Here is a 20,452-nt window from a genome sequence, read left to right as displayed (position 1 = left end):
TAATCATCATCACAAATTTCAGGTGCATTAAGCGAAATTACAATCCGCTTACAGACCGTTTGCAATCTCCATGAGATACTGTCCATACTCCGTCTTAAGAAGCGGCTGAGCGAGTTCAATCAACTGCTCTTTGTTTATAAATCCTCTGCGGTAAGCGATTTCTTCAATGCAGGAAATATAAAGTCCCTGACGCTTCTGGAACGCCGCAACAAAGTCTGCTGCATCTAATAAGGAATCATGGTTGCCGGTATCCAGCCATGCAAAGCCTCTTCCAAGAGTCTCTACATGAAGAGTGCCTCTCCGTAAATATTCATTATTCACACTGGTGATTTCAATTTCCCCTCTGGCAGAAGGCTTTACATTTTTTGCTATTTCAACCACGTCGTTGTCATAAAAATATAACCCCGGTACCGCATAATTAGACTTTGGATGCTCCGGTTTTTCTTCGATAGACAATGCCTTTCCATCTTCATCAAACTCTACCACACCGTATTCTCTTGGGTCTCTTACATAGTATCCAAAAATAGTAGCACCTTTTTCTCTTGACGCTACATCTCTTAAAATTTTGGAGAAACTCTGTCCATAAAAGATATTATCTCCCAAAATCAGCGCAACACTATCATTTCCAATAAATTCTTCGCCAACAATAAATGCATCCGCCAATCCTCTGGGCTCTGTCTGTACGGCATAAGTCATCTGCAATCCCAGCTGTGAACCATCTCCCAGCAGATCTTCAAAAACCGGAAGATCCCTTGGTGTGGATATAATTAAAATTTCTTTGATTCCAGCCAGCATCAAGATAGACAATGGATAGTAAATCATCGGTTTATCATAAACCGGCATAATCTGTTTCGAAATTGCCTTTGTAAGTGGATACAGTCTTGTTCCGGAACCGCCCGCTAATATAATACCCTTCATTTTATATTCCTCCTATTTAACGCAAACGAGCAGTGCCTTGGTACGGCACTGCTATATGCTTACTTATTTGTACATTTCCTGGTAATATTTCTGATAATCACCACTGGTCACATTTTTCATCCAATCTTCGTTTTCAAAAAACCATTTGATTGTCAGCTTAATGCCATCTTCAAATTTCGTTTCCGGATACCAGCCGATTTCAGCCTTAATCTTATCCGGTGCAATTGCATATCGTCTGTCATGGCCTTTCCGGTCTTCTACATAAGTAATCAGGTTTTCACTGACTAATTCTTTTCTCGGATCACCTTCCGGCAGCATTTCCTGCAGCGTGTTCAGGATAATATGAATAATCTCAATATTCTGTTTTTCGTTATGTCCGCCAATATTATAGGTTTCAAAAAGTCTTCCCTGCTCCTGTACCATGTCGATTCCCTTTGCATGGTCTTCCACATATAACCAGTCTCTTACGTTCTTGCCATCACCATACACAGGAAGTTTCTTGCCCTGCAGTGCATTGTTGATAATCAGTGGAATCAGCTTTTCCGGGAACTGGTAAGGTCCATAATTATTACTGCAGTTCGTAATATTAGCCGGGAATTTATAAGTATCCATATAGGATTTCACCAGCATATCGGAAGATGCCTTACTTGCTGAATAGGGGCTGTGTGGATCATAAGGCGTTGTCTCATAGAAGAACTCGTCCTCTTTTTCCAAAGAGCCATACACTTCATCCGTAGATACATGCAGGAACTTTTTGCCTTCCTTGAAAGTTCCATCCGGAAGCTCCCATGCTGCCTTCGCCGCATTTAACATAACCAGTGTCCCTAATACATTTGTCTTAACAAAAACTTCCGGGTTCTTAATGCTTCTGTCTACATGACTCTCAGCCGCAAAATGAACTACACGGTCAATCTCATTTTCTTCAAAAATCTTCGTAATAGCGTCGCTGTCACAGATATCTGCTTTTACGAAAGTATAATTATCACGGTTTTCTACACTTCTTAAATTTTCTAAATTACCTGCATATGTCAGACAGTCCACATTGATGATCCGAATCTCGCTGTCATATTTTTTAAACATATAGTGAATATAATTAGAGCCAATAAAGCCTGCTCCTCCTGTTACCAGATATGTTCTCACTTTTATTTCCTCCAGATTTTGTTTATAAAGCGCAAAAATGCGCCGTTTTTGAATTGCGCTACGGGTATTATATCAAATATTGCAGATTACAGCAAGGAATATTTGTTTTCGGCAGATTTACACAGTTGAATGCTATTCGCCCCAAGTCTGTTTTCCTTTTTTGATCATCTTTTCGTATTTCTGATAAGATTCTCAAACACTCTTCTTCTTTTTATTATAAATAATAATCCCCGCAAAAGAAATCACACCTATGAGCGAACACAAAAGTCCTGCCTGAAGTCCCGGTGTAAAATATTTCAACTCCACTAAGTGATTTCCCTTATCCAGCAAAATACCGCTATACATGGTATTTGTACGTAAAATCTCCGTTTTCTTACCATCCACATAAGCTGTCCATCCTTTTGAGTAAGGAATCGTCAGGCAAAGTAGCTTTGAAGAATCCAGATCAATGTTTCCAGTTATTTTATTAGCTGTAAATTCTGTATTTTCCAGATGGTCTGCTTTTAGAGCTTCTACCTGCGCCGGGTATTGATTCATTGGCTGGCAGATTACTTTCAGATCTTTAAATGAATATTTGCCTCTTCCCGTTAATTTTATCTTAATTTTAGTTACAGGTTTATCACTATAACATAAATTAATGGCATAGTCCTTCTTTCCTTCATAAAGATGACTTTCAGGTGTAATCGTTTTAAAATTCTTTTTTACATTTCCTGAACTCACTTCAATCTGCGCCTTTCTTGCCCGTGGTCCTGAATCTTTTTTTGCCTTATAAGCAAGGTTTTTAAACACAACGTAGGTTTCTGCATCTTTTTTTCCATCTAACAAAAGTGTGATTGTCCCGCTTCCTTTTTTAACATCAAAAAAACCATTTTTCAATTCTACACCTTTACCATATTTGATTTTATAAGGTATTTCAACAGACGAAAAAGACGGTTCTGCCTCTGGCAAAATATCAGCCTTTTCATCAATCACTGCTGCCTGCAGCATAGCTTCCTGTTTTTCAATCGGTGACAGACTCTTATATTTTTCTGATGATAGATAATTAGAATACGTATAACCAAATGGTAAAGCTTGCTCATTTTCATATATCTGGACAGGAAGATCAACCTTATGATCCAAAGGTTGATACCCATAAAATGGATTCTCTTGCATGCTTTGTGGTGTTACCTGATATTTCACATTGGCAAGTGTACTTAACCCTATTCGGTTATCAAGACCTTTGTAACAAAAACTTAGGTAGATTCTATTCGCAGTCTCATCAAAAAACTTTGTAATATAATTATTGGATAAACTAAAATAAAAACTTAATCCATTCACATTATTTAAAACCGATGAATTATGAGGCATAGTATATTGTGCTTTTCCATAAGTTTCAAATCTTACAAACTCCTGATCTTCCAACCTGCTGACAGCGGTAGCCGATGTACTCATCATCTTTTTATATGCGGTTCCTTTGTCGATAAAATCATATATATATCCAGCTGATTTTCCATATCTACTATTTGCCTGAAAAAAAATACCTGCTGCCATAACCCCAAAAATAACAGTATAGTTGATCCTCTTTTTTAATAAATCACTTATGTGTAAATATTTTTTAATAAACGCACACGCTCCAAAGACTAACACTGCTGCTAATAAAATATACCAGGCTGATAAAAACCTTCCATCCGGATTCTTTTTAAAAATATAATATGAAACCAAATAGGCAAACGTTAATGACATTATGATAGCCAACTGTTTTTTTGTTATTTTCATTAGCTCAGGCAACATTGTCACTAAAATAAAAGACAATAAAAATGTATATCCCCATTCCCATCGATTACTTGAATAAGAAAAGCCATTCATCACATGACCTGCAAAAGGAAAGAGAAACATAAGCGTTAATATCACAAAACTTATTTTTAATTCTTTATACTGTTTTTTCTTCATAAACAATAAAACTATTGCAGGTAATACAATAGCCGAACACCCAACAATTGTCCAACTGCCTACCAAATCCCCAGTTATCAGACTTGTAGACAATTTTTGATAATAAAAACCTTTATAAAATAAATCTATACTATTCTTTATACTAATGCGATCTCCTGATACTAATGCAAGAGCACTTGGGATAAACAATACACCAGCCAGAAGACCCCCAACCAAATAGTAACCACAAAAATTTCTCAAACACAAGAAAAATTTCTGTATTCTGTCCTTTTGATACACAGAAAAAAATCTGATCATAGCATATAGAAAGCACAAAATAGACATCATATAGAAAAAATAAAAATTACTTATCGCAGAAACAAATATAGTACCAATAAATAAATAAGGCTTTTTTCCGTGAAAAATTTTCTCTACTCCTATCAATAACAGAGGAAAATAAATCATTGGATTTATAAAAAAAGGATGCCTTGCAGATGCAAATAATGCATACGCACAAAATACATACGTTAACGTTCCACATAGTGTTGCAAAACTACCCTTTTTGGTGTATCTGCAATACATAGAAAAACTAATCCCTGCTAAGTAGAGGCGTAATAAAACTAAAAAGCTGTATAAGTATTCCGTCTTTGATGCAGGAACTAAAATAGATAATAGATTAAGTGGATCTCCAATTACATAATAATTGAAAGTTGTTAATATATCACCGCCATATCCAATGCTAAAATCCCATAAGGGGAGTGTGAAATTACCATTGGAAAATAATTCACCAACAATACCACGTAGATACTTACCATAATATGTCAGCGCAATATAATGCTGACCTAAGCCATCGCCATTCCAAATCATGGCTTTATTTAATGAAAAAAATGGCCAGTAACAAATTATAGCAAAAACAATAAAAGCTACAGTATAAGTTCCATAATATTGACCCCTGTTTTGATACCTAATCCCTAACATTAAATTTTTTTCTTTAGTAAATATTTCTTTCATAAGCTTCCTTTCCCACACAAGGTAATTCCTACATCTGATATAAACTATAGCAAACATTTTAATATACTCATTATCGGTCTTTCACAATTCTATCAAATTTCCTTCCTACATGCAATTTAAAATTTCTTAAAATTGCTTAAAACGCTATGACAATTTTCCTTTTATCCTCGGAATACTTGCCATAGCGTTATTTACTGTTTACCGTCAGTCTTTACATTTGCCCAACCTGTTTCGTAATATTGCTCATACAATTCATAAGCCTCATCCCAGCTCTTATATTCCTCTTGCCCCCGTTTGTCTTTAAAATCATAATTCTCAGCGATATAATTACCTAAATATTCCGTTACTTTTCGTGCTCCTTTAGAATTTAAATGCATAGAATTATAATAATCGGAATCAAACTCCATTCCTAATTCATTATACAATCTTTCATCATTAAAATTCAAAACATCCTGCCCATATTCACGCGCCATTTCAAAAGCTGCATTTATTTCTCCCTGTGCATTCACACTCATAGGTGCAGGCATTAGCATAAATAAATAATGAAGATCGTTTTTTTTGCCATATTCTAAAATTTCTGTCATAATATCTTTTTGCAATTGATTCAACTCACCAATTTTATTTGATACAACAGGTCTTTTTATTTTACGTATTCCAAATGCAGCTTGTTCATAAACTCCCTTCATTTTAGTTTCAGGAACCATAAAATCTTGTTGTTCCAGCTGATTCCATCTAGAATGATATTTTATAAAAGGGATATAAAATGATAATTTATCATCTAAAAATGACTTATCTTTATTATATTTTTCAACGTAATCAAACGACTTATTTAAAACATCGATTTTATTTTTAGAAAATTTCATATTATCTGTTAATCGCCTGATTTTAAATTCCTGCAGTTCCAACTTTGATGTTCGCAATCCTCTGAGATCTATAATAAAAAATTTCACATCCTGCTTTTTACGAATCTCTTCTATTATGTTTGTAACAAACGGTAATGGAAGACTATCCGATGACATTGCATACAAGGCTATGCCATGTTCATGCCATGCTAAAGGCGCCGCCCATCCCCGGTCAACAACACTGCTGCCCAGCAAAACACCATCCCATGTATTCTCAGGTTCTTCTTTATAAAAAGCTCTATATCTGGAATTTGTGCCAACAGTAGCCGGCTGAACAACAACACTGTTGATTTTCCAAAGTACGAAACCTAGTATAATAAGAAATCCTGCCACTTTAATAATATTCTTTTTTCTCATAGCTCAAGTTTACTCCTTTTAGAACTGTTGGTAAATAAATTCTGTAGCTGAATATCCGGGTCCATAAATTCCCACAACTAATAATAACACAATCGCACCAAGATAGACCAACCATCTAAAATATAGATTCTGTTTTGCTAAAGTTTCTCTGATACGTATACCCCGTTCTTGCAAAATTCCAACTACCAACATGACAATAACCATGAAAATGATTACCAGTATATTATAGATATCCAATCCTAAATTTAAAAGTGAACCGTCAAACAGTACCCATGGATTAAATTTTGTAAATGTTCTCTTCATCATATCGATTGCCACTAAAAACGAAAGTCCTCTGGAAAAAAAGCGCCCTAAACTACATAAAATAAAAGTTCTGACCATTTGAAAAAACATCCAGCTAAACGATTCCGTATTTACCTTAAATTTTTGAGCGACTTTAATATATACCGGTTCCAGTAGTATACTGGATACAATAATTATACCATTCCATAAGCCATAACCAATATATTTCCAGCTTGAACCATGCCAGACACCGACCAATAGAAATACAATAAACATTGACAAAAATGTTGGAAGTTTCTTACCGATATAATTTCCCAGTAATTTTCTTGTCTTCTTGCCAAGTTTTGAAAATTGTTTTGACAAAGACAATGGATAAAATATGTAATCTTTCATCCAAGACCCTAGAGTGATATGCCACCTACGCCAGAATTCAGATATAGAACGCGCAAAATATGGGCGTTCAAAGTTAAGTACCAGATCAATTCCTAATATCTGTGACACACCTCTTGCAATATCCATTCCGCCAGAAAAATCTGCATATACTTGAAAACCATATCCCGCTCCTGCTATAAAGAGCATAATTCCCTCATACGACTGATAATTATTAAATATCTGATCTACAATAATCGCAAGTCTGTCAGCAATCACCAATTTTTTTATAAATCCCCACAAAATTAACTGTATGCCCTGTGTAACCCGGTTATACTCAAAATGATGCTGCTCATATAACTGATGAGCTAACTGATCATATCTGGCAATTGGGCCTTGCACAATCTGAGGAAAAAAAGACATAAATAAAGCAAATTTAGGGAGATTAGAATCCGGTTCGTATTTACCACGATAAACGTCAACTACATACCCCACAGACTGTAAGGTATAAAATGATATTCCTAAAGGCAGTAATAAGTTAAGAACCGGTATTTGTGCATTCGTTGTAAATAATCCTATTACAGCGTTAATATTATCCGCCATGAAATTAAAGTACTTTAAGAAAATTAATACGCCAAAATTGATTAATATAGCACATAGCAATATTTTTCTTTTTCTGGATACCTGCTTATTTTTATAGACTTTTTTCTCTTCTCTGGTAAGATTTTTCTTTTCCGCATCTAAATAAGCTGACGTCTGTTCATTCACTTTACCAAGCCAACGTCCCGTATAAAAAGTAACCACTGTTGTTAAAAGCAAAAATATTAACAGTTTGATTCCTGAAAAAGCATAAAAAATGTAGCTTGCCACTAAAAGGACAAGCCATTGCATTTTTTTAGGAACCAGGAAGTATACTATGCACACTAATAAAATAAAAATTAAAAATGAGCCAGATACAAAAGCCATGATTTATTCCTCTTCCTGTAATTTTTTAACTAAATCAAGCATCGCGTCCACTGAATTAAAGTTTTCAGGCTGTAAATGCTCAACGTTAATTTCTATATCAAATGCATCATTTAACTCACCAACTAAAGAAACAATATCAAAAGAATCTAATACCCCATCATCAATTAATTTAACTTCCGATTCAAACTCCACATCTGGTCTTAATTCACTTAAGATCTCCATTAATTCATCTTTCATTATAAATCTCCTTTTCTCCATTCATCTTTTATAAATAAATTGTTTTGATACCATACCATCTTCTTTATAGCCACATTTTCTATAAAGATTAATTGCTGGAGTATTCTCAACATCCACCCAAAGATTACATACTTTTGCACCTTTTTCAAATGCAGTGTCAATGGCATACATAAATAACGATTTTCCTAAACCTTTTCTCTTAAAGGTCTCAGATACCGCTAAATGTTGTAACAGGCATGTCGCCCCATTCAACAAAAACTGAATGGCTGCACACAATTCACCTGTATCTGATGTAATACAAAAAACTTCACCATGCTTTATCTTAGCAATTAGTTCCATCTTATCCGGTAACGGTGTACTCCGTTCATCTAATCCCGTTTTCCAGAGTTCCAATATATTGTCGGCCAGGTTTAAATCTCCAACTTGATATGAAATCTTCTCAGACAAATCTCTTTGCTTATAATTTTCATTCAAATCTGACTTTCGTAAGGCCATTCTCTGATACAAATGATAATCCTTGTATCCGATGGATCTCCATTTATCTAGTAATTCATCCAAATTAGCTGGTTTTCTCTGATTTCTATATACAAGATCTATGATACATATCTTTTCCTGAAAAGTTTTTGCAGGGAGAGCATTTTTTTCTAAAAAAAAGTATAATCTGGTATATTCCTCTTCTTCCACAAAAAAATATAATCCACCATCACTTTCAGCATAGCTTAATTTTTCTTTTCCAATATACTCATCAATTTCTTTAGCCATAAAAAAACAATTCGTATCTGATTTTCCATACTGCCTTTGGAATTCTTTTATCAAATGACTATATTGACAAAAACTCTCAACTTTCATCATTTGTAAGAAACCTGCCTTTCAAAAAAGCCCTGTCTATTTTACCATTCTTATTTAAAGGAAGAACTTCTAAATATACTAATTTATTAGGAAACATATATTTTGGAAGGCTCCTACCCATACTTTTCAGAATCTCTTTGTCACATTGTTCTTTTGCTTGATAGAACATCACGATTTTTTCTTTTTGATTATCATAAATGCAACATGCTGCTCCTATGATCGGCAATGCATTTGCTATAACCTCAATTTCCCCAAGCTCTATACGGTGCCCCATATGTTTGATCTGATAATCTTTTCGAGATACAAACATCAGATTTCCATCTTCTGAATAATATCCCAGATCCCCCGTTCTATAAATCACCTCGGGATACATATTATTAAGAGGATTTTGACAAAAGACCTCTTTTGTCTTTTCAGGATTATTATAATACCCTAACGCCAACGAACTTCCCCTGACGCATATTTCTCCAGTAGACCCTAAATTTACACTCTTATTATTTTCATCTAACAGTAAAATATCCGTATTTTCAAAAGCAATTCCTATTGGTAATTGCTCCTCGTCTGAAAATGGTCTAGATACTTTATAGTATGTACAATTGCATGTGATTTCAGTAGGCCCATATAAGTTAACATATTGTACTTCCGGTAGATAATTACGCCAATAATTTAACACTTTGTTTGGCATGACTTCGCCTGAAAACATTATGGTATGAAGGTATTGTGGTAACTCTTTTTCTAAAGCTTTCAAGTTTTCAACAATTCTTAATGCCGAAGTTGCCCAAATCACTGTATTTATTTTTTTCTCATTTAGATATGCTATTAGTTTACCCGGAAAGGAAAACATAACTTTCGGTATAATATGCATTGTTGCACCATTTTTAATCGTTGAATAAATATCTTTAACTGAAACATCAAAGTCAAATGGTGCCTGATTACCAAATACATTTTTATGAGAAAAATTAAATTCTTTGGCAAAGTTATCCGCAAGATCCATTACAGAATGGTGTCCTACAAGAACACCTTTTGGCACTCCGGTTGAACCGGATGTGAAAATTGCATACAACGGATCGGTATCCAGAGATATTAAGTGTATATCTTCCAATTTTTGTTGATCAATTTCATACTCTTCTAAGACCTGTAGCGTCGTGATACTTTTTTTAAATCCACATTCATTTAAAACCTTAAACAGCTTCTGAGGTGATATTATCACTTCAGGCTCTAATGTATTGATGATTAACTCGATTCGCTTAACAGGCATTTGACTGTCAACAGGAACATAAAAATTACCACTGTAAACAACGGCCATAAAAGCAACGATGCTGTCTATATTCCTGTCAATCATCACAACAACCGGCTTATGTCTTTTATTTTCCATTATTGCAGCAAGTCCACACCCAGCCCTTTTAGCCCTATAACCAAATTCCTGATAGGTTATATTTTCTTTGTCATCTGAAAAAACTACTTTATCCGGATAATTGACTATAGAATTTTCCAGATACTCCAAAATATTTCTCTGCATATTTATCCCTCTTCACACCTAAATTTTAGCTACTTTATTTTGAATTTCTACTGAGTTGTCCAGCCGGCATTGTAAAAATTATTATACACTTCCCATGCCTGGTTCCAACTGGTATATTCTTCTCTTCCCCGTTTATCTGTAAAATCATAATTCTGACTTATATAATTTCCTAAATAATCTGAAATCTTTCTGGCTCCTTTTGCATTAACATGTGCAGGATCATAAAAATCTGTAGAAAAATCGATTCCTACTTTTTGATACATAGTTTCTTGATTAAAATTAATCCCATGATAACCAAATTTGTCAATAATTTGAAAAGCCTGATTGATCTCTTTTTGTTCCTTTTTGCTCATTTCACCTGGCAGCATAGTAAACAATAGTTCAACATTATGTTCTTTCCCAAAACGTATTACGTCATCCAGAAGTTCAATCTGATCGTCAGATAAACCACCTGCTTTAGTTGTAGTTTCAGGTTTTGCCTGTGCAACTGTCTTAAATGCGGATCCCTCATATACACCTTTCATTTCAGATGTTGGTTTCACAAAGTTAGACTCTTGCAATCCATTCCAATTGGTATGATATTTTATAAATGGTATATAGTAAGATAATTTATTATTAAGCATCTGATCTTTGTCTTTTGCAATATCTTTTTCTTCTATATATCGAAATACTTTTTTCAAAGCTGCAGTACGGGTTGGGGAATATTCCATATTATCTGTTAGTCTTCTGACCTTCACTTCAGAGACTCCTGTTTTACTTTCTCTTAAACCTCTTAAATCAATGATAAACAAAGGTACATTCTGTTTTTTCAATACCTCTTCCATTATATCTGTTGTCATGAGAAACAACTGGCTGTCCGTAGCCATAGAATATATTGCTAATCCATGTTCATGCCAGGCTACTGGCGGGGCCCAAGCCCTGCTCACAACGCTGCTTCCCAAGAATGCGGCATCCCACGTATTTTCCTTCTCTTTCGCATAGAAATCATGAAAACGGGAAGACATTCCACTCCCCTCAGGGCTGACAAAAATATAGCTCAACCACAAAAACAATATAATGGTACAAAGTATAAATAATATTGCTCTGATTCCCTGCCTCTTACTCATTAATCCACCTTCTTAAACATAACAATAAAACAATTATTGCTAAGATAACACATTTTTAACATATTTGCAATATTTCTTTATGATTTTCTTAATCTTTTTTAATTCTTTTTCGTTTCTTACCCTTGAAAATTCTACGCTTTCTTCTTTTAATTGTCAATATTATATATCCTGTTATCAATATAATAATAACTGTAACCACAATTATGCATAGTGGTATAAAATCAGAAACATAGATAACCTGAATTGTATGACTCCCCTGTATACTTTGAAATTCATAACTGTTCTTATATTGATCTTTACTGACAAATTTACCGTCAATTAAAATTCCCAGCAAAAAAGCCTTATCTTTATCAGCTTCATACGATATCTTAAAATTTTCTCCCCTGTAAATTTTCTTGGAGCCTTCACTGATTTTCCCACCATAAATCTTTGTTATAATTTCATAGGTAGGAACTTCTTTGAATTTAACATCAATTGCATGTTCTCCTTGTACGTTTTCCAAAATATATTGAGTTTGATCTCCTTCGATTGTGACCGATTTTCCATCCACTAAAACGGAATCTAATTCATAATGTAAGTCAGGTTTAAATGTAATTTTAAAATTGTTACCACGATATACTGATTTAGACTTACTCACTGTTCCATTTTCTGCTGAAGTCACTATTTTATATTTAGGAATCTTTTTATATTTTATTGAAATCTCATGGTCTTTTTCAACGTCAGAAAACGTGTACTCAGATGGATACTTTGTAACATCAATTTCTTCACCATCTATAGTAATACTCCCTAACTCATAATGCTTATCCGGCTTATATGTAACCTTACATTCTCCTTGTGGATCAACTTGTATATCGCTTTCATTAACAGAACCATTTACCGCATCTGCTTGAATATTGTAAACAATTGGTACGGTAACAGAATAAAATCTTATCCGCCTGGGTGCAGCAACACCTGTACTGATGATAAACTTTCCAGGTTCAATTTGACAGATTCCTTCTGCCTCTCTTTTTTCTTCATAATCAGCAAAATTCAGATAATATCGACCGACTCTTTTCTTTTGAGAAATGGAGTATATCTGTATGTAATTGTCTACTCCAGAACTTAAGCCATAAGATATACTTATAATATAATCGCCATAAACACAAAAATCCTGAAATGTAGTCCCTTTTACTCTTTTAACACCATCTATGATATATAAGATATTAAAATCTGCATCGGCAACTGCAAATGAATAGCCTCCAGACCTCCCCATTTGCAGTACATACTGATTTGTTTGACTATTGTAATCTACACCGGAAAAGAACACATCCATATCAGTTACTTTAATGGTTCTTTTATATTCCAGAGTATCTGCATCCGCTATCATCAAGCAACCCCTGTTATCGGGATTACTTGGTCCACCAGTCGCAATTATCAATTCATTTGTATTGGGGTTAAAAGTCATTCCATTTCCATGTTCATAATCAGTTTCACGAACATGTCTGGCATAACTGAACTGTGGTACGGAATACCCATCTTCGTCTTTATCTGTTTTATAGAATGCAATCAGTGTATCCGGTTCACCCTGCACCCCATTTTCCAAACAAACCAGATATTTATCAGTAGCACACATCGCCTGTGTCCAACCATTTTCATCAATTACAGATGCTTCATGATCATATGCCCATTTTACATCTTTAAAAACACTCGGACTTTTTAGCGTTTCTGCAAAAACATGTTTCATTGGAAACAACATAAAAAATAGAAAAGCAATGCCCAACATCACTCCCAATTTCATCAGGTCTTTGTTCCTTATAATCATCTTATCCCCTTTATTATTTATGCTAAAACCTCTATTCTTCTATTGTATTTTCTTTTCTACCCACTTTTTTAGATATTAAATACCGTGGACGACCTTTTACTTCTTCATAAATTTTAGATATATAATATCCTATAATTCCCAAACTCATCATTATAATACTGCCTATTAACAGTATTAACAGAATAACTGTTGTAAATCCTTCAACCGCATGTCCAGAAAAATATTTACACAGGGATTGAATCCCCAGAACAATTCCCATTACAAATACGAATACTCCCGCAACAGTAACAAATTGCATTGGTGCTGTAGAAAAAGAGACAATATTTGTAATAGCATACTTAACAAGGGACCATGTTGACCACTTTGATTCTCCATCAGTTCGTTCCTGTACATCAAATTCAACAGTCGTACCCTTAAATCCAACCCATGATGATAATGCTCTAAAAAAAGCATTTTTCTCTGGCATATTAAGCAATGCATTAACTGCTTTACGATCCATCAACTTGTAATCAGATGCTCTGGACATATCTATCTTAACTGCCTTGGACATAATTTTATAGAACATTCCCGCACTTGCCTTATGTATAACACTTTCTTTTCCCCTGCTTTTCTTTATCCCTTCAACGATCTCATACCCTTTTTCCCATAATCGATACATATCAATCAGAGTTTCCGGCGGATGCTGTAAATCACAATCCATAACTACACAGCAATCACCATTTGCATTCGCTAATCCCGCAAAAATAGCAGATTCCTTCCCAAAATTTCTGGAAAAGTGAACACCTATTATATTTTTCTCTATCTGGCTAATTTTTTCAATTTGAGCCCATGTGTTATCTTTTGAACCATCATTTACAAAGATTATTTCATAACATATATTTTCTTTTTCTAATACTTTACCTATTGCCTCCGCCGCTTTCGGAACCATTCGCTCCTCATTGTACGCCGGAATAACTATGGATAACAACGACATATCTTCTATATTCCTTTCATTATATAAATAGCATTTGGATTAATATTACACCAAAAAATTCTTACCGTCAAAGAATTTTGCATTAATTTTTCTTAAGTTGCCATTTTTCATGTTCATTTAACTTGATATATGTTATACTGTCCTTATTATGAAAAACAAAATCAAGGAGAAGAATTATGAAAAACACAACACTGGTAATCATGGCTGCCGGTATCGGAAGCCGCTTTGGGGGCGGAATCAAACAACTGGAACCTGTTGGACCGGCCGGAGAGATCATCATGGATTACTCCATACACGATGCGCTGGAAGCCGGATTTAATAAAATCGTATTTATTATTCGCAAAGATCTGGAGAAAGATTTCAAAGAAATCATTGGAAAACGTATTGAAAAAATCGCAGACGTATCCTATGCATTTCAAGAATTAGACGACCTTCCGGAAGGCTTTCTCAAACCCGCAGACCGGACAAAACCCTGGGGAACCGGACAGGCAATTCTCTGCTGTAAAGGCCTGCTGAATGAACCGTTTATTGTAATCAATGCAGACGACTATTATGGTAAAGAAGCATTTGTAAAAATTCACGACTATCTGGTAAACTGGACACCAGTCCCCGGTAAATTTAATTTCTGCATGGCAGGATTCATTTTAGGTAATACATTAAGCGACAATGGCGGAGTAACCAGAGGTGTTTGCAACATTGACGAAAATTACCATCTTGCAGATGTAGATGAAACTTCTGATATTATAAAAACAAAAGAGGGTGCTGCAATCCGTATGGCAGATGGCTCCCTGAAACCTATCGATGCAAAAAGCTATGTTTCCATGAATATGTGGGGCTTTACACCTGATTTACTGGACGAGCTGGAAACTGGCTTTGCGAAGTTCCTCTCTGACATCAAAGAGGGGGATATAAAAAAAGAATACCTGCTTCCGATTATCGTTGATCAGCTGATCAAATCGGACAAAGCTCAGGTTACTTTATTGGAAACAAATGATAAATGGTTTGGAGTTACATATAAAGAAGACAAGGAAACCGTAGTAGAATCCTTCCGAAAACTAATTGCTGAAGGCATTTACTCAAATCCTTTATTGCCGTAAGCAAATAGCCGGATGGACACTCGCACTTGTGAATTCATTTGGCAACTGCGGCGTGGGTTTTACCCCCGCTGCCTGGTAACAAATGTGATGCCCCGCTGCCTGCGGCGGGGTTTATGACTTTAGGAGTGATTTAAATGAAAAAATCAAAATTAGCATTATCTCTAATTTTGAGTATTTCACTTACCACCATGGCTCCGGCAGATCTTATAATGGCTGCCGGTTCTCCCGGAGGTGTCAATACTCAAAATCAAAAAGCTTCTGCAGCCCAGACAGCTGAATTCGAATCTGAAACTTTAACAACTACTGACATAGTAAATAAATCGAAAGAATCCAATACCACTCAGAAAAAAATCAACTCAGAATATAACAGTGATGCCAAAACAAACAGCAAAGCTGAAACATCGCATACATCAGATGAAACCGAAATACAGGAAGAATTTATAACAGAGACGGAGTCTTTCCTTACAGAAGCTCCTGAAACAGAACAGTCAGGTTCACTGGAGTCCTCCATACAGACCGAACCCCAGACGATTACAGAGGGTGAATCGGACACGATGAAAGAACCTGGAACTGAGGATTCCGGTTCTTTAAAGAAAAAAGCCAATCGTGCCGGAAGCACGGAAACCGAGACAGAGAAAATTCCGGACTTGGATTACGTACTTGGGCGGCCCATGACCCAGGATGAACTGGACCAGCAGCATTCCATGGCTCCCCAAATGATTACGCTTCCTTCCTTTGGAATGCCAGCCTTAAATGCAAACGACAACTCTGCAAGCCGCGCCAGAGCATCCTTCCCGTCTTATTACAGCAGCCGGGATCTGGGATATGTTACAGGAGTACGGGATCAGAGGCCCTGGGACACTTGCTGGGCATTCGCTTCTCTCGCCTGCGGGGAAACATCCTTATTAAAGAAAGGACTAACTACATCATCACTGGATCTTTCAGAACGCCATTTGGCATATTTTTTCTATAATACGCAGATTGACCCACTTCAGCTTACATTAAATGACCGAAACCTTCCCATTACTTCCAAAAACTATTTGGAGACAGGAGGAAACAATCTATTTACTATATTTACACTAGCAAAGTGGATAGGCGCAGCAGATGAATCTTTAGCTCCTTACAGCAATGATTCCACTATAGGTGGGTTAAATTCAAATTTGGCCTATTTAGATAAAGCACATTTACAAAATGCTTATATCATTCCATCGGCCTCCACGGATGATATGAAAACACTGATCTTGTCACAAGGTGCCATCGCTGCAAATTTATACATTGACTCTGATAACTACTTCAAATATTATAACCCCAACACTGCATCTTATTGTTATGTGGCAAAAGGAACCCTTAACAGTCAAAACCACACGGTAGAAATTGTAGGCTGGGATGATAATTATAAGAGAACGAATTTTCTCTCCGGAAAGCAGCCATCCCGCAATGGTGCATGGCTAGCCAAAAACAGCTGGGGAAGCAATTGGGGAAAAGACGGTTACTTCTGGATCTCTTATGAAGATGCTTTTATAAGCAGCGGAAATGGCGATGCAACGGGTGTTGCATTTGATTTTGAATCAGCTGATAACTATGATCACAATTATCAGTATGATGGGTCCAGCGGTAATTCCTATAACATGTATCAGGGAAAAACGTCCATTTCTAATGTTTATACTGCCAAAGGAAATGCTAAGGGCGCTGATGAGCTCTTAGAAGCCGTATCTTTTGCCCATTATACACCTGGAGTAAATTATTCTATCCAGATATATAAAAACCTCAAGGATTCAACCAATCCTACGAGCGGAACAAAAATGTTAGCAAAACCTCAAAAAGGTGTAAGCCAGTACGCGGGCTATCAAACAATTAAGCTGAAACAGCCCGTTACTTTGGCCAAGGGAGATACCTTTGCTATTGTAATTAAATTAACGCCTCCCGGCGATTCTCCCCTGTATATATTTATAGACCGTACATATACCAATGGCTCCTGGGTAAGATTTATCTCTGCCTCAGACAAAAACCAAAGCTTTATAAAAAAGACTTCCGACAAAACCTGGCAGGATGCACACAGTATGACCGGCTCCAAAGGTGATACGGTACGAATCAAAGCATTTACCTCTGATTTAAAAACCGTTTCTCCCAGAAAATTATCAATAAAAGCAAGTAAGACCTCAACTTATGTGGGCAGAAAGATAAGCCTAGATGCTGCATTTTCCCCCAAAAAAAGCACGGTATCTTCTATCACCTGGAAGTCATCCAATTCAAAGGTAATTAAAATAACTTCTTCCAGTGGTAAAAAAGCAACTGCTGCTGCCGTTGGCTACGGAAACGCTACTGTAACGGCAACTACATCAAACGGACTGACTAAAGATATTACCATCAAAGTAACAAGACCTAATTTTGAAAAGGTAACATCCCGAGGTTATAAAAGCGTTAATTTGAGCTGGTATAAAGTATATGGTGCAAAAGGATATGCAGTTTATCGCAGTACAAGCAAAAATGGAACCTATACTAAAATAGCTACCATTAAAAATGGCAGTACTACAACCTATATAGACAAGGGGCTGACGACAGGACGGACTTATTACTATCAGCTACGCTCTTATAAAGTATCAAGCGGAAAAAATGTCTACAGCAACCGGTCCTATATCAGTTCCTGTAAACCAGCGCCACAGGCTCCAAGATTAAATGAGCTTTCTTTATCAGGCAGCTCGAAGGCTAAAGTGACCTGGAAATCAGTCTCCGGTGCCAGCGGTTATCAGGTATACCGCAGTAACGCTAAAAAAGGTGAATACAAGCGTGTCCGAACAACTACCGGGAAATCCAGTACCTCATATTATAATAAACTGATAGATAATGGAACGTACTATTATAAAGTGAGAGCTTACCGGGTAGTAAAGGGTAAGAAAGTGTATGGGGCTTATTCAGAGGTGAAGAGTATTACGAAATCTTAATTTTACACTCGTTTTAAAACAGTAGGTAAGAATAATGGGCCGGTGGATCATATTAATTATAATCCGCCAGCCCATATATTTTCATATAAAAATAAACTTTTTTATTTTCTATTATTTCTACTTCTTCCAATATTTCTGTATCTCATCGGTCCAGTCACCCATGGCATAAACAAATTCATTTTTATCCAACGGAATACACTGATAACCCATTTGATACAACTTTTCCACTTCCGCGCTATTACTAAAGATAATTGCCTGGTCATCTTCTTTTTCCGGAAGCTCGGGTATAATCTCATATCGGTTTAACATAAACTGATAAAGGTAGAAGATCTGGTGATCTGTCTTTTCCGTAGCATCATAGACATATAATTTCTTTGGAAGTTCCACCTTATTTTCCATTTTCTGAACTAAAGCATATCCGGCATTTGCTTTCTTCATATTTTTTTTAGACGCATATTGATCAAAATAAACGCTGGTATATATATACTGAAACATACAAAGACCACACACAAGCAATACCGGGATAATTGTTTTATTCTTTTTATATAGATAAATAATCAGTAAAAAAACAACAATTGTAATTATAACGCCCGGCAAATACGTCATCAAGTCAACTTTCTGTCCCGGTTTTGAAAGCGACAATGCTATAAATACTTCTTTTGTCACCCCATTATTCTTTATAAAAGGAAGAATAGCTGTCGTCCAAAATACCTGCAGTACAATAAAGATAATCAGCGCCGGCTTAAAATACCGCTTAAACCATTCTCTGTTTTTGTAACCGCATACAAAGCCAGCCATAATACCCGGTCCCAGATATGGTCCGAAATAACGGATATATGTGATTGCTTTCATAGAATAAATTTCTGTGCCAAAGCCATCCCGAACCCCTTCAATTACGCCGGGAAGCCAGCTGATCGTCTGGGCGACAATTGTCATTCCAACACAGGATAATAAATAGACAGAAATTATAAAATAAAGTTCTTTATCCTCAACAATTATAAGATTTTTGTTTTTGACTCTATCGCGAAGCATACCAAAAAACAGCCAGGTCATAAAGACAAAGCACAAAATCATGAAGCCTCCGGTGAACACGGATATGGTGTTTAGCTGGCCCAATACCACAGATAATGCTGAGAACCAGGTAGTCGGATCCAGTATTTTAAAATTGATTGAGACATTGATAGCACCATTACGGACCGTCTCACCATTTTCAGCCGCCCATACTGTCTTCTGTACCAATGATACAAACTGAGTTCCGGCAATATAACTGAGAATGCCACCGAAAAGGACTACCGGTCTTGATATCAGCCATTTTTTATACAGATAAAAGTATAATAGGACTACGAATGCACAGGCTATCCATAGGGTTAAAGCCCTGGCATGTACGGTCAATCCATACGCCAATACCAATAATAAAATTGCTGTCAAAATACGTGTCTTTACTTTTTGCCCCATACATCTTTTTAATTCTAAGAAGAGTAGAACTACAATCCAGGTTAATAAAACTAATATATGCTCATTATAAGTTCTATTTGGAAATGTAACCACCATATAGGAGCAGGCAACAGAAAATATACACAAAACTTTTACATTCTTAATCAAAAAATGTCTCTGCATTATAACAAAAGCAACAATAGCAACTAAAGCCTGAGCCAGTGACGCGCCTATTAACATACATTTGTAAATAATGAAGGGATTCTCTGTAATTTTAAACAACCAGAAAAACAATCCGTAAAACCCACTTCCATAATATCCCGCTTTAGAGATCACCGCTGACCAATTCAACCCGGCAAAATGGGCTGCTCCTGACAGGGTTGCTATCTCATCTGATATCATGCGTACCGGGTATTCCTGCATACACAAAAAAACCCTTGGTAAAAAAGCAATTAAAAAAGCAATTGTCAGATATATATAGTATTGTTGTAAAAATGTTTTTTTCAATGTTGATTCCTTTCACAATTATTTACTGTACATTTCTTCTCTATTCTTAAATTTACTATCGCTTATCTAATTAAAGCTCAACTAAGCTTCTTTTGTGAAATTTCCGGGAAAATAGATGTACTTTATCTGCTTAT

The 20,452-nt window shown here is 35.9% G+C and carries 14 protein-coding genes; 2 read left to right on the top strand and 12 right to left on the bottom strand.

Annotation, left to right across the window (positions count from 1 at the left end; genetic code table 11):
* Positions 1–48: 48 nt before the first annotated feature.
* The 11 genes from rfbA to ACH2DQ_RS26115 form a co-directional block, all read right to left on the bottom strand.
* A complete protein-coding gene (gene rfbA / locus ACH2DQ_RS26165; protein WP_394913500.1) occupies positions 49–918 on the bottom strand; it encodes a glucose-1-phosphate thymidylyltransferase RfbA in 870 nt (289 codons plus the stop codon).
* 63 nt (positions 919–981) lie between these two features.
* Complete coding sequence (gene rfbB, locus ACH2DQ_RS26160) at positions 982–2,058, bottom strand: dTDP-glucose 4,6-dehydratase (protein WP_394913501.1); 1,077 nt, start codon at positions 2,056–2,058, stop codon at positions 982–984.
* 192 nt (positions 2,059–2,250) lie between these two features.
* A complete protein-coding gene (locus ACH2DQ_RS26155) occupies positions 2,251–4,977 on the bottom strand; it encodes a YfhO family protein (protein WP_394913502.1) in 2,727 nt (908 codons plus the stop codon).
* Between the two features lie 191 nt (positions 4,978–5,168).
* Complete coding sequence (locus ACH2DQ_RS26150) at positions 5,169–6,236, bottom strand: hypothetical protein (protein WP_394913503.1); 1,068 nt, start codon at positions 6,234–6,236, stop codon at positions 5,169–5,171.
* Between the two features lie 18 nt (positions 6,237–6,254).
* Positions 6,255–7,853: an MBOAT family O-acyltransferase gene (locus ACH2DQ_RS26145; protein WP_394913504.1), complete on the bottom strand. Its 1,599-nt coding sequence runs from the start codon at positions 7,851–7,853 to the stop codon at positions 6,255–6,257.
* 3 nt (positions 7,854–7,856) lie between these two features.
* Complete coding sequence (locus tag ACH2DQ_RS26140; RefSeq protein ID WP_394913505.1) at positions 7,857–8,090, bottom strand: phosphopantetheine-binding protein; 234 nt, start codon at positions 8,088–8,090, stop codon at positions 7,857–7,859.
* Between the two features lie 21 nt (positions 8,091–8,111).
* A complete protein-coding gene (locus ACH2DQ_RS26135) occupies positions 8,112–8,942 on the bottom strand; it encodes a GNAT family N-acetyltransferase (RefSeq protein ID WP_394913506.1) in 831 nt (276 codons plus the stop codon).
* Positions 8,929–10,458 (bottom strand): amino acid adenylation domain-containing protein, encoded by a 1,530-nt coding sequence (locus ACH2DQ_RS26130; protein ID WP_395028647.1) that lies wholly within the window; start codon positions 10,456–10,458, stop codon positions 8,929–8,931. Before ACH2DQ_RS26130 ends, ACH2DQ_RS26135 begins: the two co-directional genes overlap by 14 nt.
* 47 nt (positions 10,459–10,505) lie before the next feature.
* On the bottom strand, positions 10,506–11,270 hold the full coding sequence (locus ACH2DQ_RS26125; protein WP_394913508.1) for a hypothetical protein: 765 nt from the start codon (positions 11,268–11,270) through the stop codon (positions 10,506–10,508).
* Between the two features lie 382 nt (positions 11,271–11,652).
* The gene (locus ACH2DQ_RS26120; protein ID WP_395028646.1) at positions 11,653–13,341 is read right to left on the bottom strand and encodes a hypothetical protein; all 1,689 of its coding nucleotides are present in this window, start codon (positions 13,339–13,341) and stop codon (positions 11,653–11,655) included.
* Positions 13,342–13,396: 55 nt separating this feature from the next.
* Positions 13,397–14,338 carry a glycosyltransferase family 2 protein gene (locus tag ACH2DQ_RS26115; RefSeq protein WP_394913510.1) on the bottom strand — a complete coding sequence of 314 codons (942 nt, stop codon included), beginning with the start codon at positions 14,336–14,338 and terminating at the stop codon, positions 13,397–13,399.
* A 176-nt stretch (positions 14,339–14,514) separates the two neighbouring features.
* Here ACH2DQ_RS26115 and ACH2DQ_RS26110 point away from each other — a divergent pair, with 176 nt between their 5' ends.
* Both ACH2DQ_RS26110 and ACH2DQ_RS26105 read left to right on the top strand, forming a co-directional pair.
* Entirely contained in the window at positions 14,515–15,435 is a 921-nt protein-coding gene (locus tag ACH2DQ_RS26110; RefSeq protein ID WP_394913511.1) for an NDP-sugar synthase, read from the top strand.
* Positions 15,436–15,569: 134 nt separating this feature from the next.
* The gene (locus tag ACH2DQ_RS26105) at positions 15,570–18,377 is read left to right on the top strand and encodes a lectin like domain-containing protein (RefSeq protein WP_394913512.1); all 2,808 of its coding nucleotides are present in this window, start codon (positions 15,570–15,572) and stop codon (positions 18,375–18,377) included.
* A gap of 117 nt (positions 18,378–18,494) precedes the next feature.
* Here the strand turns inward: ACH2DQ_RS26105 and ACH2DQ_RS26100 are convergent, their stop codons facing one another.
* Complete coding sequence (locus ACH2DQ_RS26100; RefSeq protein WP_395028645.1) at positions 18,495–20,234, bottom strand: hypothetical protein; 1,740 nt, start codon at positions 20,232–20,234, stop codon at positions 18,495–18,497.
* Positions 20,235–20,452: the final 218 nt, after the last annotated feature.

It is taken from the genome of Robinsoniella sp. (assembly GCF_034124845.1).
Note: the sequence above shows the minus strand (reverse complement) of the source record. Positions and strands in the feature narration are given on the sequence as shown.

What these genes read in the sequence shown, in the direction of transcription:
- rfbA (WP_394913500.1), bottom strand. Translation starts at nt 918, where the DNA reads ATGAAGGGTATTATATTAGCGGGCGGTTCCGGAACAAGACTGTATCCA.
- ACH2DQ_RS26150 (WP_394913503.1), bottom strand. Translation starts at nt 6,236, where the DNA reads ATGAGAAAAAAGAATATTATTAAAGTGGCAGGATTTCTTATTATACTA.
- ACH2DQ_RS26135 (WP_394913506.1), bottom strand. Translation starts at nt 8,942, where the DNA reads ATGATGAAAGTTGAGAGTTTTTGTCAATATAGTCATTTGATAAAAGAA.
- ACH2DQ_RS26140 (WP_394913505.1), bottom strand. Translation starts at nt 8,090, where the DNA reads ATGAAAGATGAATTAATGGAGATCTTAAGTGAATTAAGACCAGATGTG.
- ACH2DQ_RS26100 (WP_395028645.1), bottom strand. Translation starts at nt 20,234, where the DNA reads ATGCAGGAATACCCGGTACGCATGATATCAGATGAGATAGCAACCCTG.
- ACH2DQ_RS26155 (WP_394913502.1), bottom strand. Translation starts at nt 4,977, where the DNA reads ATGAAAGAAATATTTACTAAAGAAAAAAATTTAATGTTAGGGATTAGG.
- ACH2DQ_RS26130 (WP_395028647.1), bottom strand. Translation starts at nt 10,458, where the DNA reads ATGCAGAGAAATATTTTGGAGTATCTGGAAAATTCTATAGTCAATTAT.
- ACH2DQ_RS26120 (WP_395028646.1), bottom strand. Translation starts at nt 13,341, where the DNA reads ATGAAATTGGGAGTGATGTTGGGCATTGCTTTTCTATTTTTTATGTTG.
- ACH2DQ_RS26110 (WP_394913511.1), top strand. Translation starts at nt 14,515, where the DNA reads ATGAAAAACACAACACTGGTAATCATGGCTGCCGGTATCGGAAGCCGC.
- ACH2DQ_RS26105 (WP_394913512.1), top strand. Translation starts at nt 15,570, where the DNA reads ATGAAAAAATCAAAATTAGCATTATCTCTAATTTTGAGTATTTCACTT.
- ACH2DQ_RS26145 (WP_394913504.1), bottom strand. Translation starts at nt 7,853, where the DNA reads ATGGCTTTTGTATCTGGCTCATTTTTAATTTTTATTTTATTAGTGTGC.
- ACH2DQ_RS26115 (WP_394913510.1), bottom strand. Translation starts at nt 14,338, where the DNA reads ATGTCGTTGTTATCCATAGTTATTCCGGCGTACAATGAGGAGCGAATG.